Source organism: Bifidobacterium aesculapii (genome assembly GCF_001417815.1).
Taxonomy (GTDB): domain Bacteria; phylum Actinomycetota; class Actinomycetes; order Actinomycetales; family Bifidobacteriaceae; genus Bifidobacterium; species Bifidobacterium aesculapii.
The window spans coordinates 91266-115610 of sequence record NZ_BCFK01000028.1; the positions used below are offsets into that span (position 1 = coordinate 91266).

Here is a 24345-nt window from a genome sequence, read left to right on the forward strand (position 1 = left end):
TGTTCCAACGCAACCCGACATGGCCCCTCGCGATGAAGCCCTGAGAATAACTGACTATAGAATGGTCGGGTGATTCGTCTCCCCCGTCGCCCGTCCCATGCGCCGCGCCCCGGCACGGTGCTCGCCGCGCTCGCATGCGTGCTCGTCGTATTGCTCATCGAATGCGTGGGGTTCAACCTGCCGTTCTGGCGTACATTGGGCGCGAGCACGGACTCCGCCTCGGCGGACAACGCCATGGGCCCCGGTCTCGTGCGCACCGATGCGGGCGCGCTGCGCGTCGCCGACCCGACGTCCGCATGGCTCGAAGTGCCGGCGGACGGGACGTCCGACTACGCGCGCGTGGACGTGCGTGCCGCGAGGCAGGACGCGCTGCGCGTCTTCCATCTGCGTGTGACGTTCGCCGACGGCGACGGCACTGGCATCGTACGCTCGGTATCGACGTCGTCGTCTCGCTCCCTGTTCCTCAGGGCGCCCGGTTCCGGCACGATGCGCGTGTGGGTGGAGGAGGCGAAGGGCGCCGTCGTCCCCATCGAGGCGGTGAGGGCGAACGTGCGCGTGCCGTTCTCGTTCAGCCCGATGCGCGTGGCGCTCATGGCCGGCGTCCTGATCGCCGCGGCGGCGTGGCGGCCGCGCTCGCGGCTGTGGCGCATCCCCGTCGACCCGTCCAGCCGCGGCCAGCGTCTGGCGTTCGCCGCGCTGACGGCGCCGTTCGCCGTCGCGACCGTCGCGAACGTCGCGTGGCAGATGCGCTACGCCGTACCGCTGTCGTTCCATATGACGGGCGGGTACACGTATGACATCGACCAGTACGGCCATCTCGCCGACGCGTTGCTGCACGGCCGTGTCTCGCTCGACCTGCCGGTGCCCCCGGAGCTCGCATCCGCCGCCGACCCGTATGATGTGGCGACGCGCCGCCGCCTGCTGGATGCCGGCGTGAGCCCCATCTACTGGGACTACGCCTTCCATGACGGCCGCTGGTACTCGTATTTCGGCGTGGTGCCCGCGGTGCTGCTGTTCGCCCCCTACCGTGCGTTGACGGGGCGCATGCTCTCCAGCGCGGCGGCCGTGCACCTGCTCATGTTCCTGGCATTGGTGTTCCTATGGCTGCTCGCCATCCGTCTGGTGGTGCGTCTGGCGCCGCGCACGTCGGTCGCGGCCGTGTCCATCCTGCTGGCGTTCATGCCGCTGGCGTCGAATGCCGTGTACCTGGCGTACCGCACGAATTTCTATTCGGTGCCGTTCGCCGCCTCCCTCGCCCTCACGACGCTGGGATTGTGGCTGTGGTTGGGCGCGCAGACCACGAAACGCCCGCTCAACCCGGCGGACCGGTGGCGCGTCGAGGGCGCGCCGGAGCTGTCCCTGCCCCGATTGGGTCTGGGCGCAGTGTGCATCGCCCTGAATTTCGGCTGCCGGCCCACGTTCTGTCTGGCGGCGTTGCTGGGAATCCCGCTGTTCTGGCCGCAAATCCGCGCCATGGCGGGCGATCTGCGCGCCCGCCGCATCCATGTCGCGCACGCGTTGCGCGCCCCGGGCGTCGTGCTCGGCGCCGCGCTCGTCCCAGTGGTCCCGCTCGCGCTCTACAACCACGTGCGGTTCGGCTCATTCCTCACGTTCGGCAACGAGTACCAGTTCACGGTGACGGATATGACGGCGTTCAGCCAGCCCCTGCGGGACGTCCCCCTGATGGTCGGCTACTATCTGCTGCTGCCGGTGCGGCTCGTCGACGCATTCCCGTTCGTCGCATTGTCGCCGACGCCGCTGCCGCAGTGGGCGTTCGCGGAACCGATGGTGGGCGGTCTGGTCGTGATGTGCCCGATGCTGCTGGCGGCGCTGGCGCTGCCGTGGGCATCGCGCCGCGGCCGTCGCCCCGCGTTGATGGCGCTGCCCGCGGCCGCGTTGGCGATCGGCATGCTGGTCGTCGTGTTCGATGCGGCGAGCGCTGGCCTCGGATGGCGCTACATGGGTGATTTCGGCTGGCTGTTCGCGCTGGCTGCGCTGCCCGGCCTCCTGTGGGCGTTGAACGGTGCGCGCATCGGCGACGATGCGGTGGATGCGGACGTCGTACGGACGACGGGCGCGACAACGACGTGGCCGGTTCGGATCATGCGGTTCGTGGTTCCGCTGGCGCTGTTCCTCTCGCTGCTGATCAATATCCTGTGCCTGTTCACGCCGGGCCGTCAGGATCAGATGATCGGCACGAACCCGGGTCTGTTCCACGACGTGGCGTCCTGGTTCGTCCTGTAGCGTCCGGCTCCCCGCCTCGCGGCGAAGCCCGTGGACTTCCAGCGCAATACGGTGTCCCCTTCAGGCAATCCCCAGCCGAATCCTATGATTTCCAAGGGACGAAGCATAATACTGGGCAGGTCAACATGTGAGACCGCACACCATTCGTGAAAGCCGAAACCCAGCACAATGAAGCGTACAGCATCCAAGAACCTCGTCGTGAAGATCGCGGCGGCCGTCGTCACCATGGCCGTCGCATTCGGATTGTGCCTGCTCACGCAGGACAATGTCGATGCCGCCATCCGTGAGCGCCGCGTCGAACGGCTCAACGCCCGCATCGAGAACGTATACACCACGGACTTCCATGCCATGGCCGACGAGACGCTCGCCTCCGAGCGCGACAGCGCCGCCGCCACCTTCGACGACCCGTACGTCAAGGAGAACCCGTACGGTACGAACACCACGTCGCTGTACGTCTACTTCACCACGGACGAGGCCTCCAGCGTCTCCTACACGGTAAGCGCCGACGGCTACCCCGACTTCTCCGCCACGGCCGAGTAGGGCGACGATTATGCCACGACCCACGAGTTCCTCGTGCTCGGCCTCATCCCCGGCGCGAAGAACACGATCACGTTCACATTGAAGGACGCCTCCGGCGCGACGGTCGGCACGAAGACGCTCACGCGCACCGGCGCGAAGCTCCTCGGCGCGGAAGAGGTCCGTCTCGAACGGGCGGTCGAGCCTTCCTCCGACGCCGTCGAGGCGGTCGGCAACGGCCTGTACGCGATTCTCGGCAACGATTCCAACGAGCAGGACTTCATGTACTACTACGACGTCAACGGCGTGCTGCGCGGCGAGGTGCCGGTGCTCTACTACCGTTCGCACCGTCTGCTGTTCGACGACGACGGACTCATGTGGTTCTCCGCCTCCACGAAGACGTTCGTCGGCATGAACCGTCTGGGCAAACTGGAAAAGATCATCGACCTGGGCGACCGGTTCATCCTCCACCACGACTACGCGCTCGACGGCGACGGGAACATCGTCTCCCTGGCCACCGACCTCACACGCTCCGACCACGCCGTGCAGGACCAGGTCATCAAGGTGGACACCACGACCGGCGAGGTCACGCAGCTCGTCGACTTCGGCGAGGTGTTCCCCGACTACAAGCAGTCCACCGACCATTCGGGCATCGACGAATCCGATCCGACCGCCACCAACCGCTGGGATTGGATTCACTTCAACACGATCCAGCTGCTGGACGACGGCTCCGCGCTGCTTTCCGCGCGCGAGACCTCGACGATCATCAAGGTGGACGACATCGAGACCGATCCGAAGGTCGCGTACATGATCGGCGAACCGAGCGTGTGGGACGGCACCTCCTACAAGGATTCGTTCCTGAGCAAGCTCGGCGACTTCGGCGACACGGGCGGCCAGCACTCGATCACCTACCAGGCCGACGACTCCCTGCCGGACGGCCAATACTACATTTATATGTTCGACAACAACTTCGGCTACGCGATGACCCGCCCCGACTACGACTGGACGACGATCAAGGGCATCTCCACCGCACAGAGCGCCAAGGACGAGAACTCGAACTCCCAGTTCCGCAAGTACCTGGTCGACGAGAACGCCGGCACATACACCGAAGTACAGTCGTTCGACGTGCCGTATTCGCCGTACGTGAGCTCTGCGCAGGAGATCGACGACGACGTCAACCTCGTCGACACCGGCATGCAGGGCGTGTTCGGCCTGTACGATGACGACGGCGATCTCGAAGCCCAATACCGGATGGCGCTGTCCACCTCGTACATCTACCGCGTGTACGACTACGACTTCAAGGGCTTCTACTTCGCCTGACGGACAGGGTCGAAGCCCGCCCCGTCCGAAGCCATCCGAGACCATCCGCGACCCGGCCCATGACCCCCACTACACTGGAGGCCATGGGCTTCTTCTTCGCACGCAAAGACACGCCTCGACCGGCGTCGCTCACGTTCACGCTCGCCGCGGCGGGCCACACCTATGACGATGGCCATGTCGGCCTGTCCCCCACGGATCTGACCATCACCGAACGCCGCACCGCGATCATCGGACTCAACGGCGCCGGCAAATCCACGCTGCTGGGTCTGCTGGACGGCTCGCTCACGCCGTCCGCCGGCACGGTGACGGTCGCCGGCGGCGGCACGTCGCTCGACACCTCGTCGAAGCGTGACCGCAGGACCGTCGACGAATGGGTCGGCAAGGTGCGCCGCGAGGAAATCCCGAACGTCTTCTACCGTGCGGAGAACATCGCCAAGGCCGTCGACGACTCCCTCAAGAAGCACAAGATCGCGGACGCGGAACGCAGCGCGCGCATCGGCAACCTGTTCGCGCACTTCGGTCTGCAGCGGATGCGCGGGGCGAAGGCCGCCGAACTCGATTCGGAGAAACGCCACCTGCTCGCAATCGCCGCCGCACTCGCGTTCGACCCGGCGGCGATCGTCGCGGACGAGCCGTCGAAGGGACTCGACGAAGTCGGTACGCGGCACGTGGCCGAAGCGTTGTTCACCTACGACAAGCAGGTCGTCGTCGCCACGCATGACACCGACATGATCGTCCGCCCCGAATACGCCATCGACCGCACGCTGGTGCTCGACGGCGGCCATGTCGCGTTCGACGGCACCCCGCAGGAGGCCGTCGCCTTCTACATGGAGCTCATCCGCCGCCGCTACGAGGAGGCGCGCTCGGCCGCCTAGCCGCTTGACACGGTCAGCCGAGCATTCCGCTGACCGTGTCGAGCACGGCGCGCACGTTGCGCCGGAACACGTCGGGTTCCGGCAGCAGCGACAGCGCCAGATACCCGTTCGACGTCATGTCGAAGAAATACCCCGGCTGCCCGGTGAGCCCGCACCTGTCGATGAGGCGCAGGACGAGATCGTTCTCGTCGATGACGGCCGGCACGCGCAGCAGCACGTTCCAGCCTCCCTCCGCCCGCAGCACGTCGGTCAGACCGTGCTCGTCACGCGCGAGCATGCCATGCAGGACGGCGAGGTTGCCGCGCACCCGTTCGCGCACGCGCGTCGTCTGCCGCGGCGCCGCGTCGAGCAGATCCGGCAGCCGTTCGGCGATGATGTCGCTCATCGGCAGATAGTCGTCGGCGATGACGTCGAGCCGGCGCTGCGCCTCGCGTACATCCTGTTCGGGCCCGGAGACGCGGATCCACCCGACCTTCGCATGCGGCGCGGCGAGCATCTTCGAGAATCCGTCAAGCGCGAACGTGAGCACGCCGCGCTCCCCCGCGAGCCGTGCATTGCCGTTGAACGGTTCGAGCGCATAGTCGTAGAACACCTCGTCGGCGATGATGGCCACGCCGCGTTCGCGGCACAGGCGCACCAGCGCGGCGCGTTCCCCGGGCTTCACGTACGAGCCGGTGGGATTGTTCGGGTTGATGATCACAAGCGCGCGGATGCGCTCGCCTTCCTCGGAGTAGAGGATGTCCTCGATTTCGGCGGTGTCGATGGTCCATGAGCCGTCGAAACGCAACTGGTATTCGATGGAGTCCACGCATTCGAGACGGGCTATGGATTCGATGAGCGGATAGCCGGGTTTCGGCGCGAGGACCGCGTCGCCCGCATCGCACAGCAGTTTGATGAGCCACGAATACGCTTCGGACGTCGAACTCAGCAGGTAGAGGGAGTCGGGGTCGACGTCGCCCTCCCCTTCTTGACGGGCCAGGAAGCCGGCAAGTGCCTCGCGTGCCGTGCGGGGGCCGCGCGGTTCGGCCGTGTACACGCCGGGCACCTCGGCGGGGGCGAGTCCGTGCCGGGTGGGGTTGGAGTCGTTGAGTCTGTCGAGCATCACGCCCCGGGCCCGGGCCGCGGCCTCGGCGGCCGCGATCGGGTTCGGGGCGGAGACGTCGACTCGCGAGGAGAACCGGACCGTCATGCCTGCCTGGTGCTGGCGTAGTAGGCGGCGCCGACGATGCCGGCCTCGTTGCGCAGCTCGGCCGGCACGATCGGCGTCTTCACGTCGATGAACGGGATGAACTTGTCCGACTTGCGGCTCACGCCGCCGCCGATGACGAACAGGTCCGGGTTGAAGTACTTCTCCAGCAGGCCGTAGTACTTGGTGAGGCGCTTCGCCCACTTCTTGTAGCTCAGATCCTCCTGTTCCTTGATGGAGCTGGCCGCGTACTTCTCCGCGTCGAGGTGCTTGGTGTTGAGGATGAGATGGCCGAGCTCGGTGTTGGGCACGAGCACGCCGTCGATGATGAGCGCGGTGCCGATGCCGGTGCCGAGCGTCGTGGCGATGACGAGGCCTTCCTTGCCCTTGGCCGCGCCGAACTGCTGCTCGGCGAGGCCGGCCGCGTCGGCGTCGTTGACGACGGTGACGGGGCGTCCCGCGGCCTCGGAGAAGACCTCGGTCACGTCGACGCCCACCCAGGACTGGTCGAGGTTCGCCATGAAGTCGAGCGGCTGGCCCGGCTTGATGGGGGCGGGGAACGCGATGCCCACGGGGGCGGATTCGGGCACTTCGAAGTGGTCGAGCTGCTGGCGCACGATTTTGGCGACCGCGTCCGGCGTGGAGACCTCGGGGGTCAGGATCTTGAGACGCGGTTCGGCGAACTCGCCCTTCTCCAGGTTGACGGGCGCGGCCTTGATGCCGGAGCCGCCGATGTCGATGCCGAAGGCCTGTGCGGTTTCAATCATCGTCGATCCTCCTCTTGTATCGGGATGTGCTTTCGCTTACCTGCATCGTACCGCCCCTGCATCCCAAAACGGGCGTTCATGCCTCAGCGTATGGACGCGGCGGCATGAACGCCCGGTAACGGATGACGATATCGGAACGTGCCCGCAGATCAGAGCGTCGGACCGACGGCGAACGATGCCATAATGGGAGCCATGGCAGAACATACGCAACTCATCGACGCGGTGGACATCCGCACCGCCATCCGCTCCTACGACCCCGAGCCGATCGACGACGACACGGCCCGTCAGATCGACATGCTGCTCGCGCCGCTCAACCTTCTCGGCGACCTGCACATCCAGCTGGTATGCGACCGTCCCAAGGTGTTCGCCGAGGCGAACACCTCAGGGCATCTGACCAACGCCGCGAACTATCTGGCCATCGTCGGCCCGAAAGACGACGACGAAGCGAAGGAACGCGCCGGATTCTACGGCGAACGCGCCGTGCTCGCCGCCACGCTGCGCGGACTCGGCACATTGTGGGTCGCCGGCAGCTGGGACCGCGCCGAGGCGGCGCGCCACTGCCACATCCGCAACGGCGAGGAACTGTATCTGGGCGTGGTGATCGGCCACCCCGAGCATCACGTGGAACGTCTCGCGAAACCGTTCGAGGAGCTTGCCGAATTCCAACGCACGCACCGTGAGACCAAGACCTACGAGCAGTTCACGGCCGGCATGTCCGCCGCGGAGCGGGAGACGGCTCCGGCATGGTTCAGGGCGGGCGTCGAGGCGGCGATGAAGGCCCCGAGCGCGATGAACCGCCAGCCGGTCGTCTTCTCGTATGACGCCGCGTCGGGCACCGCCTCGGCGCACATCGACCCGTCGGCGGGCGACGAACACTGGGCGTTCAACGACCTCGGCATCGCCAAACTCCACTTCCAGATCGGCGCCGGCCAAGGCCAGTGGACATGGGGGGACAACGGGATCTTCACCCGCCGGTAGTCCGGCGGGCTCCCGCACAGCGAAACATAGGTTGCGCTCATCGCGGGGTTCGCGTATACAGGTGGCTGTCAGTTTCAGGGAAGGTGAAACTCCTTACTGGCGGTAACCCGGCGCCCGGGATTCATAACGGGAGCGCGCGGGAAGCCCGCGAGCCGCCACGGCGGCCGATCCGGTGGGAATCCGGAGCCAACGGTCATAGTCCGGATGGAAGAAACGGAGAGCTCAGCATGAGCGTATCTTCTGATGGCCATATCCAGCAGCAGCCGGTCGATCACGCCACCGGCACGCACTCCACCGGCGTCGCCGACTCCGGACGCTGGTCCACCCGCCGCATCGCCGTGTACGCGCTGTTCGTCGCCCTGGCGATCGTCACCAGCTTCATCGAACTGCCGATCTTCCCGGCCGCGCCGTACCTCAAATACGATCCTTCAGGCATCGTGAGTCTCATCGCCGGTTTCGCGTTCGGTCCGGCCGCCGCCGCCATCGTCTCCGTGCTCGGATTCCTGCCGCACGCGTTCACCGATCCGTGGGGCGCGCTGATGGCGATTCTCGTCGCGCTCGCCCTGTCGCTGCCGGCGTCCGTCATCTACCGGCGCGACCGCACCCGCAAGGGCGCCCTCATCGGCATCATCGTCGGCGCAGTGGTCGCCCTCGCCGTGGCCATCTGCGGCAACCTCGTCATCACGCCGATCTACGCGCACATGACCGTCGCCCAGGTCGCGGCGATGATCGTGCCGGTCCTGCTGCCGTTCAACGTGCTCAAGTTCGCCATCCACGCGGTCGTCACGTTCCTCATCTACAAGCCGATCACCAAGCTGCTCGACAAGTAGCCCCCGAGGGCGTTTTCCTCGTCCCGCACCGCGTTCGCGGTGACCGTCGCCGACGCGACCCGAATCCCGGCAAGGCCGTGCCATGGGCAGCACCCATGGCACGGCCGTCGCCGTTTTCACGTGCGCGACGATCGCCGCCGGAATCCCGCATCGTTCCCGCAAGCCCCATGGAAGGATCCTCGACGTGACCCTCGCCGAACTCGACCACATCCGTTTCAGCTATGACGGCGGCGCCACATGGGCGCTCGACGACGTCACGCTGCACGTCGCCGCAGGCGAGTACGTGGCGCTCACCGGCGCGAACGGCTCCGGCAAGTCGACGCTCGCGCGTCTCGTCGCCGGTCTCGCCGCGCCCGACGCCGGCACCATCACGCTGCTCGGGCACACGGTCTTCGCCGATTCCCGGCCGGACGCCGACGCCTACCGTTTGGCGCGGCGCGGCATCGGCGCCGTGTTCCAGAATCCGGAGGACCAGCTCGTCACCACCGTGCTGGAGGACGACGTGGCCTTCGGACCGGAGAATCTCGGCGTGCCCCGTGACGGCGACGGCGGCGACGGACGGGGCGGCATCGGCGAGCGCATCACGGAATCGTTGCACGCGGTGCGTTTGGAGGAGATGCGGCGGGCGAACCCGATCCGCATGAGCGGCGGTCAGCAGCAGCGCGCGGCGATCGCCGGCATGCTCGCCATGTGCCCGCGACTGCTGGTATTGGATGAGCCGACCGCGATGCTTGACCCCGAAGCGCGCGCCGAGGTGATGGGCGTGCTCGACGAACTGCACGCCTCCGGCACGACCATCGTGCATGTGACGCATCATCCGGATGAGATCGCCCGCGCCACGCGCGTCGTCCGTCTCGATGCCGGGACCGCCGTCGAAGCGGCCACGGGCGGCGGGACCGGTGTGGACGCGGAGGGTGGCGACTCCCCCGACATGCCGGTCCCGCAGGCGGCAGGTATGTGCGGAACCGGCGACGCACCGTCCGCCCCGGGCACCGGAGGCCAAGACGACGTGATGTTGTCGGTATCGCACGTCTCGTATGCGTATGCAGGCGCCGCCCGTCCCGTGCTCGACGACGTGTCGCTCGACATACGCCGCGGCGAGACGGTGGCGTTGATGGGCGCGAACGGGTCGGGCAAGTCGACGCTGCTGCGTCTGATATGCGCGCTCGCCCGGCCGGACGCGGGTTCCGTCACGGTCGACGGCATCCGCGTCGACACGGCGAAGCGCCGGGATCTGGCACGGCTGCGGCGCACGGTCGGACTGGTCATGCAGCATCCGGAACGTCAGCTGTTCGCCGATACGGTGCGCGAGGATGTGGCGTACGGCCCCACGAACCAGGGGCTGCCGAGCGCCGAAGTCGAGGAGCGTGTGGCGGAGGCGCTGCATGTCGCCCGTCTGGATGGACTCGCCGACCGTTCGCCGTTCGACCTGTCCGGCGGGCAGCAGCGTCTGGCCGCCATCGCCGGGGTCATCGCATGCCGACCGCAACTGCTCGTCATGGACGAGCCGACGGCGGGATTGGACAAGGACGCGCGCGGGCGGGTCTACCGTCTGATCGACGATGCGAAGGCGCGGGGCGTGACCATGCTCATCGTCACGCATAGCCATGCGGAGGCACGCCGCGTGGCGGATCGCATCGTCGATATGACCCGGCTGCAGGGCGCGGAGGGTGACGGCACCGTGGCGGCAGCGGCGCAGCACCACGCGCATAACGTTTCACAACATGTTCCACGCAACGTTTCACATGATGTTTCACACGTGGCGAAAGCCTCCCCCGTCGCACGGCTCGACCCGCGCGTGAAGATGGTGACGTTCCTCGTCGCGATGTTCTCGGCGTTCGCCATCGGAACCGCGCCGCAGCTGGCGCTCGGCGCGGCGTTCACCTTCGGCGTGGCCGCCGCCGCACGCGCGCACGCCGCCCGTCTGCTCGGCTCGGTGAGGATGTTCCTCGGCCTGTTCGCGGTGATGGGATTGCTCAATGTGTTCTTCGTCAGGACCGGTTCGACGTTGTTCACGCTCGGCCCGGTGCCCATCACGGACGACGGCGTGGCCACGGCCGTGCTGTACACCTGCCGTTTCGCGTTGGTGATCATCCTGGGCGCCGTGTTCCTCGCGACCACCACGCCGACGGCCGCCACCGACGCGTTCGCCGCATTGCTGCGCCCGCTGAACCGCCTGGGCGTGCATACGCAGGAGATCGCGCTCGTGCTGAGCCTCGCGTTGCGGTTCATCCCCACGTTGGCCGTCGAGATGCAGGCGGTGGCGGACGCCCAGGCCGCGCGCGGCGGCTCGATAGAGACGGGAAGCCTACCCCAGCGCGTGAAGGCCATGACGGCGATCATCGTGCCGGTGTTCGCGGGTGCGTTGCGCCATGCGGACGTCCTGTCGCTCGCGCTCGACGCCCGCTGCTACGAGGAGGGCATCCGGCGCACGCACTGGCGTGTGATGCGCGTCGCCGCGCGCGACGTGGCGTTCATCGCGACGACCGTCATCTATCTGTCCGTTCTGCTTGCGTTGGGGTTCGCCGCGGCCTGACCGTCGCGCGATGGACGATCACATCGCGAACGGCTCGTAGTAGATGTCGTCCGCCTTCACGCCGTGGCGCAGCAGGAACGCGCGCCACGAGCGGATCATGGCGTATGGGCCGGCGATGAGATACAACGCTCCGGGGCGCATCGCGTCGGCGACCTCCCGCTCGCCGAACCTGCCGCCGGCGCGCAACGTGACATGCACGTTGGCGTGCGCGGCGTCCAGACGCCGCAGGTCGTCCGCGTGCACGAGGTCGCCTTCGGTGCGCGCGCCGTACAGGAGGGTGATGTCGCGCTCGCCCCGGTATGCGCCGATCAGCGACAGCAGCGGCGTCACGCCGATGCCGCCGCCGAGCATGACCAGCGGCGCGCCCGGCGCATGCTCGTCGATGAAGCGGCGGTAGCGGCCGTAACTCGGCTGCACGTGGGCCACGGTGCCGACGGGAAGCGTGCCGATGCGCCGCGTGAAATCGCCGTCGGCGCGGATGTCGAACCGCATGAGCGTATGGCCTTGGGCGTCCACGTCCCGCCCGTCCGCCGTGTTGATCATCGAGAACGGGTGGTATTCGCGCATGCCCTTCACCTCGGGGAAGCGGATGAAGGTGAAGTCGCCGGGCTCCCATGCGCCCGCCTTCGCGGGCAGGGCCAGCGTCAGTTCGGTCACGCCGTTCGCGACCGTCCGCACGTCGGCGACGCGCGCCTTGACGCGCCCAGCCTGCTGACGGATCTTCGAGACGACGTACCAGGCGAACACGGCGGCCGTGGTCGCGTCGAACAGGATGATGAACGGCAGGTCGTCGCGGATGAACGCGATCGACTGCACATGCAGGAAGATCAGTACCACGGCCACGAGGTTCAGACGGTGGATCCACACGCTCGCCTCGTGACGGAACACACGCTCCAGCACACGCTTGAGCGCGGCGACGAACGCCACGCGCTGGGAGAGCCAACCGGCCATGAACACCAGCGAGTAGACGGCGAGGAACATGAACAGGTAGAGCCCAGCCCCACCGAGCGTCTTCGTGAGGCCTTCGGCGGGCAGCAGGTTGGCATGCAGGTACGCGAGCGTGATGGCGAGCAGGCTCAGCACGCCGTGGATCATCATCATATGCGGCAACCCCACCGTGCGGTCCACCCAACGGGGGCGGCCTGCGAGATAGACGGCGGTGAGCATCCACACGTACGCGATGACGCCGATGCCGATTCCCGGAGCCATGGCGGTGTAGAAGGAGGGCAGCCCCGTACGCAGGGCGATGAGGAACGGCAGGGGGATGATGAACAGCGCCACCACCCATGCCAGGGCGGTGGATGTGGTGATTCTACGCAGCATGATGATCGTTCGTGTCCTTTTCGATTGCGGGTTCGGCCGTGGTTGCGTGGCCGATGATCGGTATGGCGGCGGGCCTGATCGTGTGCTTCGCGCCGTCGCGGGTGATGAGCAGCGCAGAGAACGAGGGATCGTCCTCATGCGCCGTGAGTTCGGCGAATCGTGCGTGGCCGGCGGCGACGGCGGTGGTGGCCCACATGTCCGCGTCGGTGAGCGTGGAGCCGATCACCGTCGCCTGAATGACGTCGTCCGAGGCGGGTGCGGGTCCGGTGCGCACGACCGGCTCCGACGCCCCGGCATCGCCCGGGTGGGTGCCGGGACCATACTCGATGTGCCGTCCCCGCTTCGACAGTCCGCTGGTGGCGACCGCCCCTTCCCGGATGCGGATGGTGCCGGCGAGCATGTCCGTACTGGCCGGATCCTCGATGCCGACGGACCATGTGAAGTCGCTGCCGGCGGCGACGCCTAGGCGCATGTCCCCTCCCCCGCCGAGGACGGCGGCTTCGGCGCGTCCGCTGCCCAGCAGCGGGCGCAGGACCTGCGTGAAGGCACGTTCGATGCCCCACCCTTTGACGAGGCCGACGGGATCGTATCTGCCGTGGCGCATGGCGCGGAAATACCCTCCCGTCAGATCGGCGGCCATGGCGTTGCGTGCGTAGACCTCATGAAAGTCGCGGTCGAGCAACAGCCCGCTCCAGTCGCCGCGGTTGGCGCGGGAGGTGAGGGAGTCAGCACGGAACGGCGAGAACCGGCGGTCCACGCCGACGAGCGACCTGCGGATTCGGATCGCGGCGTCGCGCAGCGTGTGTTCGTCGGCACCGCGCAGACGCAGGGTGAACGGCATGGTCATCAGATGGAAGACCGCCGTGCGCAGTTCTCCATCAGCGGTGGCGTGGTACTCGATGGTCGTCCCGGTCATGTCACTTCGCCTGGTCGAGTGCATCCTGCAATGATCCGATGAACCCGGTGGAGGTCTCGGTGGCGCCGGAGACCATCTGGATGTCGGCGCTTTGCGCCTTGACGGCCTCGTCGGACAGTTGCGGGATCGCCTGCTGGGCAATGCCTATCGAACGCGGATTGTCGCTCGGGTATTTGACGGCCGTGACCTGCGTGACCTTGCCTCCGGAGACCGTGACCTGCACCTGCACGTCGCCTTTGCCGGTGGCGACGACGGCACCGGTGTAGGTGCCGTCCTTGAACGCTCCTTCGGACGTCGCCGCATCGTCTCCGGTGGAGCCGCCGCTGGATTCGTCGGCATCGGCGGAACCGGCTCCGTCTGCGGCATCGGACCCGTCGCCCGAGGCGTCGCCGGAATCCGCTCCGGACGAGGCTCCCGAGTCGGACGAACCCGCCGACGAGCCCGAGCCAAGCGGGGCGCCTGCGGAGGAGACGGAACGGCTGGACGCCCCCGCGCCGACGAAGAGCAGCATCATGTCGGCCGCCGCGGCGCATATGCCCAAGACGGCGATGACCGCCGATATGACTTTTCTACGCATGATTGGGTTCCCTTCCATACACCACGATTCGTGGTATTACCCTACGTGTTCAGGATAAGGGGAACCTGCGGGGAACAGCCCTACAGCAAACTGGAAAAGCCCTGAAAACAGCTGGTTCTGTGAGACGGTTCACATTGTGGGCCGCTGAGGCAGATACCGGCGCAGCAGCGTCGTGATGACGACGGCGCACACGGCGAAGAGCGCGCCGAACGGACCGAGCCAGGTGAGTCCCAGATGGTCGTTGACCAGCCCGCCGACCGCCGAGCCAAGTGCGATGCCGATGTTGAAGCTCATCGAGTTGAGCGAGGCGGCGAGGTTCATCGAACCGGGGTGCGACTGTGCGGCCACATCCATGTACAGCACCTGCGAGGCGGAGTTGAACAGATACATCATCATGCCGAGCGCGACGAGCAGGATCGCACCGTAGAGCGGAATGACCGAGGCCAACGCGAGCGAGGCGAGCAGCACCGCATGCAGACAGAAAATCGGCCTCGTACGCGCCAGCGGTTCGACGCCCCGCCCCTTCTCGGCGAGCTTGCCGCCATACAGGTTGCTCCACAGGCAGGCGACGCCGTAGACGATGAGCCCGATGCTCACGTAGCGTTCCGGCACGCCGATCTCGTCGCGCATGATCGGCGTGAGATACGTGTAGAAGACATAGCTGGAGCCGGCGCCGCACACCACGGTGAGTACGCCGCCCCAGATGCGCTTGTCGAAAAACAGGCGGAACTGGCGCAGGAAGCCGATGGTTACGGGGTGCGAATTGCGTGGCAGGACAAGGAACATGGACGTCATGAGCGCGGCGGTCGCCAAAGTGATGATGATGAAAGTGACGCGCCAGCCGAACGTGTTCGCCACCCATGTGCCGAACGGCACGCCCACGACGGAGGCGATGGAGAACCCGGAGAACACCCAGGCGATGAACTTCGTGCGGTACCGGTCTGTGGTGACGTCGGGCGCGTAGGTCATCGCGATGGCGACGAGCGTGCCGGAGACGAGCGCGATCAGGATTCGGGCGACGACGAGCACCGCGTAGTTCGGCGCGAGGGCGCACAACAGGTTGCCGGCCAGGAAGACGCCCATGAGCGTCAGATAGGTCGCGAAGCGCGGGAAGCGCGCGGAGACAGCGGAGCCGAGCGGCGTTACCGGGGCGTAGACGAACGCGAACAGGGCGACGAGATTGCCGACGGTCACTTCGGAGACTCCGAGGCCCGCGGCGATGTCCGGCAGGATGCCGACGACGATGAACTCGCTCATGCCGAGCATGAAGCTCGCCAGAATGAGAATCAACACCGGCAGGTTGAAGAAACGATCCGACGAGGGTGCAATCGTTTGCAATCTATGCCCGGTCATACCGATCCTTTCCATCTCGCATCAGTGGACATGCTATTGGCCGAGCCCTACAAAAACCGGGGCGACACGCGAGGAGCCCATCGGCGGAACAAGCCGATGGGCTCCGGGATCACGACGGCCGACGGCATATGCCATGCCACGCCGGCACGCGGTCACAGCTTGGGCAGATACGTCTTGAGCTCGTATGCGGTGACCTGACGGTTGTACTCCTCCCACTCCCGACGCTTGTTGCGCAGGAAATAGTTGAACGCATGCTCGCCGAGCACGTCCGCCACGAAGTCGGACTTCTCCATGATCTTCAGAGCGGCGCCCAGCGAACGCGGCAACGGCTCGATGCCCATCGCCTGACGCTCCTCGTCCGTCAGCTCCCACACGTCGTCGCTCGTCGGCTCGGCCAGGGTCATCTGCTTCTCGATGCCGTCGAGACCCGCCGCCAACAGCACGGAGTACGCGAGATACGGGTTGGCGACCGGATCGAGGCCACGGAACTCCATACGCGCCGAGTTGCCCTTGCCGGGCTTGTACTGCGGGATGCGCAGCAGGGCCGAACGGTTGTTGTGACCCCAGCAGATATAGCTCGGCGCCTCGTTGCCGCCCCACAGACGCTTGTACGAGTTCACGTACTGGTCGGTGACCGCGCAGATCTCCGCAGCATGGTGGAGGATGCCGGCCGCGAACTGACGGGCCGTGAGCGACATGTTGAACTCCTGGCCCGCCTCGTAGAAGGCGTTGGCGTCGCCCTCGAACAGGCTCAGGTGCGTGTGCATGCCGGAACCGGGGGCATCCGCCAAGGGCTTGGGCATGAAGCTCGCATGGATGCCGCGCTCCAGCGAGATCTCCTTGACCACGGTGCGGAAGGTCATGATGTTGTCGGCCGTGGTGAGCGCATCCGCATACCGCAGGTCGATCTCGTTCTGGCCGGGGCCCGCCTCATGGTGCGAATACTCCACCGAGATGCCCATCTGCTCGAGCATGTTCACGGTGGCGCGGCGGAAGTCCATGCCGGGGCTGCGCGGCACGTGGTCGAAATAGCCGCCTTCGTCGATCGGGGTGGGTGCCTTGGACCAGTCGTCCTGCTGCTCGAACAGGTAGAACTCCATCTCGGGATGCACATAGAACGTGAACCCCTTCTCCTTCGCCTTGGCGAGCGAACGCTTGAGCACATGGCGCGGATCGCCGAGGCTGGGTTCGCCGTCCGGGGTGAGCACGTCGCAGAACATGCGGGCGGTGCCCTGCGGACCTCCTCGCCATGGCAGGATCTGGAATGTGGAGGGATCCGGCTGGACGATCATGTCATCCTCGGACACGCGAGTCATGCCCTCGATGGCCGAACCGTCGAACCCAAGCCCCTCCTCGAACGCCGCCTCCAGTTCCGCTGGGGCGATGGCCACGGATTTCAACGTGCCGAGCACGTCCGTGAACCACAGGCGAATGAAGCGCACGTCACGTTCCTCGACCGTACGCAAGGCGAACTCTTGCTGCTTATCCATAGTGCCCAATCCTCACACCCGCGTGTTAGGGCTTTGTTACCTCACAAGCGTGCCCGCGGCGAAGCGTCCCGCGCCGGTCCCCGGTCACGCTAGAGTAGTGCCCTATGAGCGAAGCAGCATCCGATCATCTCACCCCGTCCGAAAACCCTCCCGTCGACGTCGCATCATGGCGGCAGGCCGAGACCCCACGCGAACGTTCACGCGCCGGCATCGCCGCACGCTCGAAGGCCCCGCTCGAATCGCACGCCGTCTGGCAGGTGCGCTCCGGACGCCGTGAGGCGATCGCGCTGCTCGAGGAGCAGTCGGCCATCCGCGTGCCGGACCTGATTCCGCTGCGCTATAAGCGCATGAGCGTCAGCCCGTTCACCTTCTACCGCGGCACCGTGCTCATCATGACCAACGACCTGGCGACCACGCCGGTCACCGGCATCCCCGTGCAATGCGTCGGCGACGCGCATATCGGCAACTTCGGCATCTTCCGCTCCCCCTCCGCCCGTCTCGTCTTCGACATCAACGACTTCGACGAGACGGCGACCGGCCCCTGGGAGTGGGACCTCAAGCGTCTCGCCGTCTCCGTGGAGATCTGCGGGCGCGCGAACGGCCTCAAGGAGAAGGACATCCGCGACGCCGTGCTCCAATGCACGCGCACGTACCGCGAATGCGTCAAGCAGTTCTCCGAAATGGACTATCTGGACGCGTGGTACGAGCACCTCGACGTCGAGGAGACGCTCGACCGGTTCGAGACGATCGGAGGCGGCAAACGCAACGGCGTGCTGCGCGAAGCCGCGATGAAGGCGCTGCTCAAGGACAACGACGCTGCAGCCGCGAAACTGTGCCGTTTCAAGGACGGCAAACTCCGGTTCAAGTCGAACCCGCCGGAACTCGTGCCGATCAACGAGCTGACCTCCTACGCGGATCCGGAGGCGCTGCAGGCGCGCATCGACACGCTGTTCGACAACTACCGCCACTCCCTGTACGAAGACCGCCGCTGGGTGTTCGACCATTTCCGCTACCAGGACGGCGCGCGCAAGGTGGTGGGCGTCGGTTCGGTGGGCCAGCGCGCCTGGGCGACCGTCTGGACGGCCCGCGACGCCGACGACCCCATGATGATCCAGATGAAGGAGGCCACGTATTCGGTGCTCGAACACTACTGCGGCGCCTCCCCGTATACGACGCACGGCGAGCGCGTGGTCCAGGGCCAGAAGCTCATCCAGTCCACCGCGGACGTGCTGCTCGGCTGGACGAGCTTCCTCGCGGAGGACGGACGCCAGCGAGACTACTACGTACGCCAGTTGTGGAACGGCAAGGGGTCGATCGACATCGACAATCTCAACGCGACCGCCCTGTCCGACCTGTCGCGCATGTGCGCATGGTGCCTGGCCCACGCGCACGCGCGCACCGGCGATTCCATCGCCATCGCGAACTATCTGGGCGGCTCCGACGAGTTCGACCAGGCCATCGCCTCGTTCGCCGCGAGCTACGCCGCGCAGAACGACGAGGACTACGCCGTTTTCATGAGCCTGATCAAGAAGGGCGAGCTGCCGACCATGTAGACAGGTCGGCGTCGGACCAGTCGACGCGAACGGGCCGGCAACGCAAGTGGGGCTCTTACGCATGATGCGAAAGAGCACCACCGTCATAGCCGCATAGTGCACAGCGGCACCTTGTCCGTCACTTGGCGACGTCCAACGCCTCCTCGAGCGTGAACGCGCGAGCGTACAGCGACTTGCCGAGAATCGCCGAGTCGACGCCGATCGCGGCGAGCTGCTTGATCGCACGCAGATCGTCGAGCTTGGAAATGCCGCCGGACGCGGTCACCTTCGCGTCCGTGCGCTCGGCGACCTCCCTGAGCAGGTCCAGGTTCGGGCCGCTCATCATGCCGTCGCGCGCCACGTCGGTGACGACGTAGCGGGAGCATCCGGCGTCGTCGAGCATTTTCATCGTCTCGAACAGGTCGCCGCCCTCGCGCGTCCAACCGCGCGCGGCGAGCGTGTGCCCGCGCACGTCGAGGCCGACGGCCACGCGATCGCCGTACTCGGCGATGACCTTGCGGGTCCAATCCGGGTTCTCGAGCGCGGCGGTGCCGATGTTCACGCGCGCGGCACCCGCTTCGAGCGCGGCTTCGAGCGACGCATCGTCACGCACGCCGCCGGACATCTCGATGTTGACGCGATCGCCGAGCTCATGCACGATCTCGCGCAGCTGCGCGCGGTTGTCGCCCGTGCCGAACGCGGCGTCCAGATCGACGAGATGAATCCATTCGGCGCCTGACTCGACCCACGTGCGCGCCGCCTCGAGCGGGGAGCCGTAGTCGGTCTCGGAACCGGATTCGCCCTGACGCAGGCGCACCGCCTTGCCGTCACGCACATCGACGGCGGGAAGCAGGGTAAGTGACATGATGGAACCTTTCTACTGGAAGTCTGTGGAAGGTGCGGTCCGTGCACGCCGCCGGCGGAACGGTCAGAACGTGGCGATCCAGTTCTCCAACAGCTGGGCGCCGGCGTCGCCGGACTTCTCGGGGTGGAACTGCGTCGCGGACAGCGGTCCACGCTCGTAGGCGGCGACGAACCGGCTGCGTCCGTACTCGCACCAGGTGACATGCTGGTCGTCGCCGATCTCGATCTGAAGCGGCGACAGATCCTTGAGGCCGGCCTCGTGCGCGGCGTACGAGTGGACGAAATAGAAACGCTCGTCCTCCACGCCGCGTAGCAGCGCGGAGCCTTCCGCCCCTTCGACGGTGTCCCACCCCATGTGCGGGACGACGTCGGCGTCGAGCGGGTCGACGGTGCCCCCGATCAGTCCCACGCCGTCGGCGTTCTCACCATGCTCGTGGCCCGTCTCGAACATCACCTGTTCGCCGACGCACACACCGAGCACCGGCCGTCCGGCGCGCAGACGGTCGATGATCACCCGATCGCCCTGCGCACGGCGCAATCCCTCCATGCACGCGGCGAACGCGCCGACGCCGGGCACGACGAGCCCGTCCGCCTCAAGGGCCTGCCGGTAGTCGGAGGTGAGTGTGGTGTCTACGCCGAGGCGCGCCAGCGCGCGCACCATGGAGCGCACGTTGCCGAACCCATAGTCGAACACGACTGCGGTGGTCATATTTCGTTCTCCTTGTCTGCCGGTGTTCGTTCGTTCTCTTCGACCCGCTGCGCGGATCCGCGGGCGCGTTATGCGACGCTGGAACCGCGAGTGGAGCCGCCGCGCCCCATGCGTGTGTGCTCGGCGATCACCTGCATCGCCCGCTCACGGTCCATCGAGGCGGAATCGACCACTTCGAAGCCCTGCGTCTTCAACTGCGCGACAGTGGTGATGCCGAGCATGAGGTCCTCCACGAAACGAGGCGTGGAGTTGAACAGGATGGGCGGGGCGAGCGTGGAGCCCGCCTGCCCGCCCGCATACAGGGTGACTTCGAGCTTGTCCGCACGGTTCACGCCCAGTACGACGCTCATGCCGCCGACGACGGTCGTGATGTCACGGGCCGCGGCTTCGGGCGCGTCGCCGTCGAGATTGCGCAGCACCGCGATGGCGCCTTGGTTGGAACCGATGCAGTCGGCGGAGACGTCGGACAGCTGGCAGAACGCGGCGAGCAGCTGCGCGGACGCGATGCGCGTGACCAGCGCCGCCATCTTCGCCTTGTTGCCGAGCAGCCCCTGAAGCGCATCGTCGAAACCGACGGAGGGGTCGATGGCGGAGGCGTCGTCGGGAATGTCGATGCCGTCGAGGCCGGCGGCGTCATCCGCGTCGGATTCGTCGGAGGTCTCCTCGTCGGCGAATTCCTTTTCGAAGCCCTCCATCGCCTTGGCGAGCTCCTCGTCGGAGAAGTGCATATCGTCGTCGGAGGAATCGCCGCCGTCGTTCCCCCGCTCGTTCCAGGCGGACATCACAGCGATCCCTTCGTGCTCGGGATGAGCCCTTCGATGCGCGGATCGGGTTCGACCGCGAACCGCAGGGCGCGCGCGAACGCCTTGAACTCCGCTTCGGCGATATGGTGCGGGTCGCGGCCGGCGAGCACCTGCAGATGCAGGCAGATGCCGGCGTGCAGCGCGATGGACTCCATGACGTGCCGCACGAGGGAACCGGTGAAGTGACCGCCCATCATGCAGTATTCGTAACCTTCCGGCTCGCCGGTGCACACCACGTAGGGGCGGCCGGAGATGTCGACGACGGCCTTGGCGAGCGCCTCGTCGAGCGGCACGGTGGCGTCGGCGAAGCGGCGGATGCCGCGCTTGTCGCCGAGCGCCTGCCTGAGCGCCTCGCCGAACACGATGGCGGTGTCCTCCACGGTGTGGTGCACGTCGATGTCGGTGTCGCCGTACGCGTGGATCTTCAGATCGATGAGCGAATGCTTGCCGAGCGCGTTCATCATATGGTTGTAGAACGGCACTGAGGTGTCGATATCGGTCTGGCCTGTGCCGTCGAGATTCAGCTCGAGGTCGATGTGCGACTCGCTGGTCTCACGGACGATGTGCGCTGTACGCGCCATGGTAACTCCTTGTCATGCGCGGCATGGAACCGCGTCACATGTGTTGTTTCGCTGCTATTCCGCTTCCACGATACGCAACGTCTCGGAGAGCGCCTCGCGGAAGCGCGTCATCTCCTCGTCGGTGCCCATGCACACGCGCAGCCAGCCGTCCGGGCCGACCACTCGGATGAGCACGCCGCGGTTGAGCAGTTCGTCGAAGATCGTGTCGCGCTTGTCGAAACGCCCGCCGAACAGCAGGAAGTTGGAACCGGATTCGGCGACCTGAAGCGGCTCGCCCTTGTAGGTCTGGTCCTTGAGCCATGCCGCGGTGGCCTCACGCGTCTCACGCAGGTGCTCGACGCGGCTCAGCTGCTCGTCGGTATGCTCGAACGCGGCGAGTGCGGCGGCCTGCGTCACGGCGGACAGATGATACGGCATGCGCACGATGCGCACGCAGTCGATGATGCCCTTGCTTGCCGCGAGGTAGCCGACGCGCGCGCCGGCGAACGCGAACGCCTTGCTCATCGTGCGGCTGACCGCGAGGTTCGGGTGCTGGTGAATCAGGCTCACGGCGCTCGGCGTGCCGTGCTTGCGGAACTCCACGTACGCCTCGTCGATGACGAGGATCGGGTGGACGCCCTCGCCGGCGTCTTCCACTTCGGCGGTCTCGCAGGCGGCGAGGATGCGCTCGATGTCCTTCATCGGCAGCGGCGTGCCGGTCGGATTGTTCGGGCTGGTGAGCAGCACCATGGACGGCTTGACCTCGTGGATCGCCTCGATGGTCTTCTCCACGTTGAGGGTGAAGTCCTCGTTGCGGTGGGCGAGTTTCCAGCCGGTGAACGTGTCGCGCGCGTACTCCGGGTACATGGAGTACGTCGGGTCGGCGCCGAGCGCGGTGCGGCCCGGACCACCGAACGCCTGGAACAGCTGGAGCATGATCTCGTTGGAGCCGTTCGCGCCCCACAGTTCGTCCACGTCGAGACGCGTATCCGATTCACGTGCGAGATAATCGCTGAACGCCTGGCGCAGCGCGATGTGCTCACGGTCCGGATACCGGTTGAGCGTCGGTGCGATCTCACGCACGCGGCGTGCGATGGTATCGCAGACGGCCGGATCCGGCGCATACGGGTTCTCGTTGACGTTGAGGCAGACCGGCACGTCGAGCTGCGGGGCGCCGTACGGCTCCTCACCGATCAGGTCGTTCCTCAGCGGCAGGTTCGCGGGAATGGCGTTGCTTGCGTTCTCTCCGCTCATCGCAGGCCCGCTTCCTTCTCCTGCTCGCGCAGCGTGGCCTTGTCGTACGGGTCCTTGACGAAACGGGACAGCACGCACTCGCCGTGGGCGGGCAGATCCTCGGACACGGCGAACGCATTGATGCGCGCGGCAAGGGCCTTGAGGCCTTCCTCGTCGTATTCGATGACCTCGACGGGCTTCATGAACGTGTGCACGCCGAGACCGGCGGCGAAACGTGCGGTGCCGCCGGTAGGCAGCACGTGGTTGGAGCCGGACATGTAGTCGCCCAGCGGAACCGGCGAGTAGGGGCCGCGGAAGATGGCGCCCGCGTTCTTGATGCGCTTGACGACCTCGTCCGCGTTGGCGGTCTGGATTTCGAGGTGTTCGGCGGCGTACGCGTTGGCCGCATCGATGGACTGGTCGAGTCCGTCGGTGAGCACAATCGCGGACTGCGTGCCGGACAGGGACGTGTGGACGCGCTCGGCGTGCTCGGTCTTCGGCACGCGGTAGGCGAGGTTCTCCTGCACCTTGCCGGCGAGTTCCGGCGAGTCGGTGAACAGTACGGAACCGGCGAGTTCGTCGTGCTCGGCCTGGCCGATGAGGTCGGCGGCGACGAGGGACGGGTTCGCGTCCTTATCGGCGATGATGCCGATCTCGGTGGGACCGGCGACGGCATCGATGCCGACGAACGCGGAGACGAGGGACTTGGCGGTGGCGACGAAGATATTGCCCGGTCCGGTGATCTTGTCGACCGGATCGCACAGGACGGCACCGTCCTGCGGTTCACTGCCTTTCGCACCATAGGCGAACATGGCGATGGCCTGGGCGCCGCCGACGGCGTACACCTCCTTGACGCCGAGGATGGCGCAGGTGGCGAGGATCGTCTTGTTCGGCAGTCCCTTGTCGTTGTCTCGCGCCGGCGGGGTGGCGATGGCGAGACTTTCGACGCCTGCTGCCTGCGCGGGCACGGCGTTCATGATGACGGAGCTCGGGTAGACGGCCTTGCCGCCGGGCACGTACAGTCCGACGCGCTGGATCGGAATCCAGCGCTCGGCGACCCGGGCGCCTGGCGCGAGGTCGGTGTGGAAGTCCTTCGGCACCTGGTTTTCGGCGACGGCACGTGCGCGGCGCACGGATTCCTCGATGGCGGCACGCACCTCAGGGTCGAGCGTGGTGAGCGCGGCTTCTATCTCCGCTTCGGGCACGCGCAGGTGCTCGGGACGGACGTGATCGAACTTCTCCTCGAAATCGCGCAGGGCCGCAGCGCCGCGTTCCTTGACGTCGTCGAGGATGGGGCGCACCAGATCGGTGGCCTCGGAGGTTCCCATGGCGGCACGCGGCATTGCGGCCAGCAGCTCGGCACGGGAAAGGACTTGACCGCGAAGGTCGATGATTCGCATGATGTTCTCGCTCATAACAGACCATCGTAACAACGGCGAGGCCCGTAACAGCGGGGAATGTCCACATAGTTGGGCGTTTGGCTGGTTGATTCCGCGATTTGGTTGGTGTGGTGTCCTGGTTGTGTAGGGTATGCGGAGTCATCCCTTCGGTCCGGTGGCCTGCCAACCTGCGAAGGGGCCCGCAAGCTGGATGGAGTTGATGTTGGTTTGTCGGTGTGTGCTTGTTCTTCTCGCGTGGCCCGTGTGTTTTGTGCGGGGAATGCGGGGTTTTGTGCGGGGAATGCGGGGGAAAAGGAAAAGCCCGGGGGCGTGTGTGCTCTCCGGGCTTGGTTA

Annotated in this window: 19 protein-coding genes, 1 pseudogene and 1 riboswitch; of the genes and pseudogenes, 7 read left to right on the plus strand and 13 right to left on the minus strand. The window is 66.5% G+C overall.

The window, feature by feature from the left end:
* Nucleotides 1-69: 69 nt before the first annotated feature.
* The 3 genes and pseudogenes from BFAL_RS04045 (at nucleotide 70) to BFAL_RS04055 (ending at nucleotide 4955) form a co-directional block, all read left to right on the plus strand.
* Nucleotides 70-2244 carry a hypothetical protein gene (locus BFAL_RS04045; protein ID WP_236691658.1) on the plus strand — a complete coding sequence of 725 codons (2175 nt, stop codon included), beginning with the start codon at nucleotides 70-72 and terminating at the stop codon, nucleotides 2242-2244.
* Between the two features lie 168 nt (nucleotides 2245-2412).
* A pseudogene (locus tag BFAL_RS04050) lies at nucleotides 2413-4080 on the plus strand (aryl-sulfate sulfotransferase).
* An 83-nt stretch (nucleotides 4081-4163) separates the two neighbouring features.
* Complete coding sequence (locus BFAL_RS04055) at nucleotides 4164-4955, plus strand: ATP-binding cassette domain-containing protein (RefSeq protein WP_055427138.1); 792 nt, start codon at nucleotides 4164-4166, stop codon at nucleotides 4953-4955.
* Nucleotides 4956-4968: 13 nt separating this feature from the next.
* Here BFAL_RS04055 and BFAL_RS04060 read toward each other — a convergent pair whose 3' ends face one another.
* Both BFAL_RS04060 and ppgK read right to left on the minus strand, forming a co-directional pair.
* A complete protein-coding gene (locus BFAL_RS04060) occupies nucleotides 4969-6144 on the minus strand; it encodes a pyridoxal phosphate-dependent aminotransferase (protein ID WP_055427139.1) in 1176 nt (391 codons plus the stop codon).
* Nucleotides 6141-6908, minus strand: coding sequence for a polyphosphate--glucose phosphotransferase (gene ppgK, locus BFAL_RS04065; RefSeq protein ID WP_055427140.1), 768 nt, complete (start codon nucleotides 6906-6908; stop codon nucleotides 6141-6143). Before ppgK ends, BFAL_RS04060 begins: the two co-directional genes overlap by 4 nt.
* A 192-nt stretch (nucleotides 6909-7100) precedes the next feature.
* Here ppgK and BFAL_RS04070 point away from each other — a divergent pair, with 192 nt between their 5' ends.
* The 3 genes from BFAL_RS04070 (at nucleotide 7101) to BFAL_RS04080 (ending at nucleotide 11252) form a co-directional block, all read left to right on the plus strand.
* Nucleotides 7101-7886 carry a nitroreductase family protein gene (locus BFAL_RS04070; RefSeq protein WP_055427167.1) on the plus strand — a complete coding sequence of 262 codons (786 nt, stop codon included), beginning with the start codon at nucleotides 7101-7103 and terminating at the stop codon, nucleotides 7884-7886.
* A gap of 66 nt (nucleotides 7887-7952) precedes the next feature.
* A riboswitch (FMN riboswitch) is annotated at nucleotides 7953-8106 on the plus strand.
* Between the two features lie 7 nt (nucleotides 8107-8113).
* Nucleotides 8114-8716, plus strand: coding sequence for an ECF transporter S component (locus BFAL_RS04075; RefSeq protein WP_055427141.1), 603 nt, complete (start codon nucleotides 8114-8116; stop codon nucleotides 8714-8716).
* Nucleotides 8717-8798: 82 nt separating this feature from the next.
* Nucleotides 8799-11252: an energy-coupling factor transporter ATPase gene (locus BFAL_RS04080; RefSeq protein WP_082440351.1), complete on the plus strand. Its 2454-nt coding sequence runs from the start codon at nucleotides 8799-8801 to the stop codon at nucleotides 11250-11252.
* A gap of 18 nt (nucleotides 11253-11270) precedes the next feature.
* On the opposite strand, the gene BFAL_RS04085 is transcribed toward BFAL_RS04080, so the two are convergent.
* The 5 genes from BFAL_RS04085 to glnA all read right to left on the minus strand — a co-directional run bounded on the left by BFAL_RS04085 (nucleotide 11271) and on the right by glnA (nucleotide 16911).
* Nucleotides 11271-12575: a ferric reductase-like transmembrane domain-containing protein gene (locus tag BFAL_RS04085; protein ID WP_055427142.1), complete on the minus strand. Its 1305-nt coding sequence runs from the start codon at nucleotides 12573-12575 to the stop codon at nucleotides 11271-11273.
* On the minus strand, nucleotides 12565-13491 hold the full coding sequence (locus tag BFAL_RS04090) for an FAD:protein FMN transferase (RefSeq protein ID WP_055427143.1): 927 nt from the start codon (nucleotides 13489-13491) through the stop codon (nucleotides 12565-12567). The genes BFAL_RS04085 and BFAL_RS04090 overlap by 11 nt, the downstream gene beginning before the upstream one ends.
* A gap of 1 nt (nucleotide 13492) precedes the next feature.
* A complete protein-coding gene (locus tag BFAL_RS11300; protein WP_055427144.1) occupies nucleotides 13493-14068 on the minus strand; it encodes an FMN-binding protein in 576 nt (191 codons plus the stop codon).
* 129 nt (nucleotides 14069-14197) lie between these two features.
* Nucleotides 14198-15421, minus strand: coding sequence for an MFS transporter (locus tag BFAL_RS04100; RefSeq protein ID WP_055427145.1), 1224 nt, complete (start codon nucleotides 15419-15421; stop codon nucleotides 14198-14200).
* Between the two features lie 152 nt (nucleotides 15422-15573).
* A complete protein-coding gene (gene glnA / locus BFAL_RS04105) occupies nucleotides 15574-16911 on the minus strand; it encodes a type I glutamate--ammonia ligase (protein ID WP_055427146.1) in 1338 nt (445 codons plus the stop codon).
* Between the two features lie 104 nt (nucleotides 16912-17015).
* Between glnA and BFAL_RS04110 the strand changes: the two genes are divergently transcribed.
* Nucleotides 17016-18464, plus strand: coding sequence for a DUF2252 domain-containing protein (locus BFAL_RS04110; protein WP_055427147.1), 1449 nt, complete (start codon nucleotides 17016-17018; stop codon nucleotides 18462-18464).
* A gap of 118 nt (nucleotides 18465-18582) precedes the next feature.
* Here BFAL_RS04110 and priA read toward each other — a convergent pair whose 3' ends face one another.
* The 6 genes from priA to hisD form a co-directional block, all read right to left on the minus strand.
* The gene (priA, locus tag BFAL_RS04115) at nucleotides 18583-19308 is read right to left on the minus strand and encodes a bifunctional 1-(5-phosphoribosyl)-5-((5-phosphoribosylamino)methylideneamino)imidazole-4-carboxamide isomerase/phosphoribosylanthranilate isomerase PriA (RefSeq protein ID WP_055427148.1); all 726 of its coding nucleotides are present in this window, start codon (nucleotides 19306-19308) and stop codon (nucleotides 18583-18585) included.
* A 63-nt stretch (nucleotides 19309-19371) separates the two neighbouring features.
* Nucleotides 19372-20016: an imidazole glycerol phosphate synthase subunit HisH gene (gene hisH, locus BFAL_RS04120; protein ID WP_055427149.1), complete on the minus strand. Its 645-nt coding sequence runs from the start codon at nucleotides 20014-20016 to the stop codon at nucleotides 19372-19374.
* A gap of 68 nt (nucleotides 20017-20084) precedes the next feature.
* Entirely contained in the window at nucleotides 20085-20798 is a 714-nt protein-coding gene (locus BFAL_RS04125) for a hypothetical protein (protein ID WP_055427150.1), read from the minus strand.
* Nucleotides 20798-21400 carry an imidazoleglycerol-phosphate dehydratase HisB gene (gene hisB, locus BFAL_RS04130; RefSeq protein ID WP_055427151.1) on the minus strand — a complete coding sequence of 201 codons (603 nt, stop codon included), beginning with the start codon at nucleotides 21398-21400 and terminating at the stop codon, nucleotides 20798-20800. The genes BFAL_RS04125 and hisB overlap by 1 nt, the downstream gene beginning before the upstream one ends.
* A gap of 54 nt (nucleotides 21401-21454) precedes the next feature.
* Nucleotides 21455-22633, minus strand: coding sequence for a histidinol-phosphate transaminase (locus tag BFAL_RS04135; protein ID WP_055427152.1), 1179 nt, complete (start codon nucleotides 22631-22633; stop codon nucleotides 21455-21457).
* Nucleotides 22630-24027: a histidinol dehydrogenase gene (hisD, locus tag BFAL_RS04140; RefSeq protein WP_055427153.1), complete on the minus strand. Its 1398-nt coding sequence runs from the start codon at nucleotides 24025-24027 to the stop codon at nucleotides 22630-22632. The genes BFAL_RS04135 and hisD overlap by 4 nt, the downstream gene beginning before the upstream one ends.
* Between the last annotated feature and the right edge of the window lie 318 nt (nucleotides 24028-24345).

Bases quoted from the DNA above. Each gene is read 5' to 3' on its own strand.
- BFAL_RS04055 (WP_055427138.1), top strand. From the start codon at position 4,164: ATGGGCTTCTTCTTCGCACGCAAAGACACGCCTCGACCGGCGTCGCTC.
- BFAL_RS04060 (WP_055427139.1), bottom strand. From the start codon at position 6,144: ATGACGGTCCGGTTCTCCTCGCGAGTCGACGTCTCCGCCCCGAACCCG.
- ppgK (WP_055427140.1), bottom strand. From the start codon at position 6,908: ATGATTGAAACCGCACAGGCCTTCGGCATCGACATCGGCGGCTCCGGC.
- BFAL_RS04070 (WP_055427167.1), top strand. From the start codon at position 7,101: ATGGCAGAACATACGCAACTCATCGACGCGGTGGACATCCGCACCGCC.
- BFAL_RS04075 (WP_055427141.1), top strand. From the start codon at position 8,114: ATGAGCGTATCTTCTGATGGCCATATCCAGCAGCAGCCGGTCGATCAC.
- BFAL_RS04080 (WP_082440351.1), top strand. From the start codon at position 8,799: ATGGGCAGCACCCATGGCACGGCCGTCGCCGTTTTCACGTGCGCGACG.
- BFAL_RS04085 (WP_055427142.1), bottom strand. From the start codon at position 12,575: ATGCTGCGTAGAATCACCACATCCACCGCCCTGGCATGGGTGGTGGCG.
- BFAL_RS04090 (WP_055427143.1), bottom strand. From the start codon at position 13,491: ATGACCGGGACGACCATCGAGTACCACGCCACCGCTGATGGAGAACTG.
- BFAL_RS11300 (WP_055427144.1), bottom strand. From the start codon at position 14,068: ATGCGTAGAAAAGTCATATCGGCGGTCATCGCCGTCTTGGGCATATGC.
- BFAL_RS04100 (WP_055427145.1), bottom strand. From the start codon at position 15,421: ATGACCGGGCATAGATTGCAAACGATTGCACCCTCGTCGGATCGTTTC.
- glnA (WP_055427146.1), bottom strand. From the start codon at position 16,911: ATGGATAAGCAGCAAGAGTTCGCCTTGCGTACGGTCGAGGAACGTGAC.
- BFAL_RS04110 (WP_055427147.1), top strand. From the start codon at position 17,016: ATGAGCGAAGCAGCATCCGATCATCTCACCCCGTCCGAAAACCCTCCC.
- priA (WP_055427148.1), bottom strand. From the start codon at position 19,308: ATGTCACTTACCCTGCTTCCCGCCGTCGATGTGCGTGACGGCAAGGCG.
- hisH (WP_055427149.1), bottom strand. From the start codon at position 20,016: ATGACCACCGCAGTCGTGTTCGACTATGGGTTCGGCAACGTGCGCTCC.
- BFAL_RS04125 (WP_055427150.1), bottom strand. From the start codon at position 20,798: ATGTCCGCCTGGAACGAGCGGGGGAACGACGGCGGCGATTCCTCCGAC.
- hisB (WP_055427151.1), bottom strand. From the start codon at position 21,400: ATGGCGCGTACAGCGCACATCGTCCGTGAGACCAGCGAGTCGCACATC.
- BFAL_RS04135 (WP_055427152.1), bottom strand. From the start codon at position 22,633: ATGAGCGGAGAGAACGCAAGCAACGCCATTCCCGCGAACCTGCCGCTG.
- hisD (WP_055427153.1), bottom strand. From the start codon at position 24,027: ATGAGCGAGAACATCATGCGAATCATCGACCTTCGCGGTCAAGTCCTT.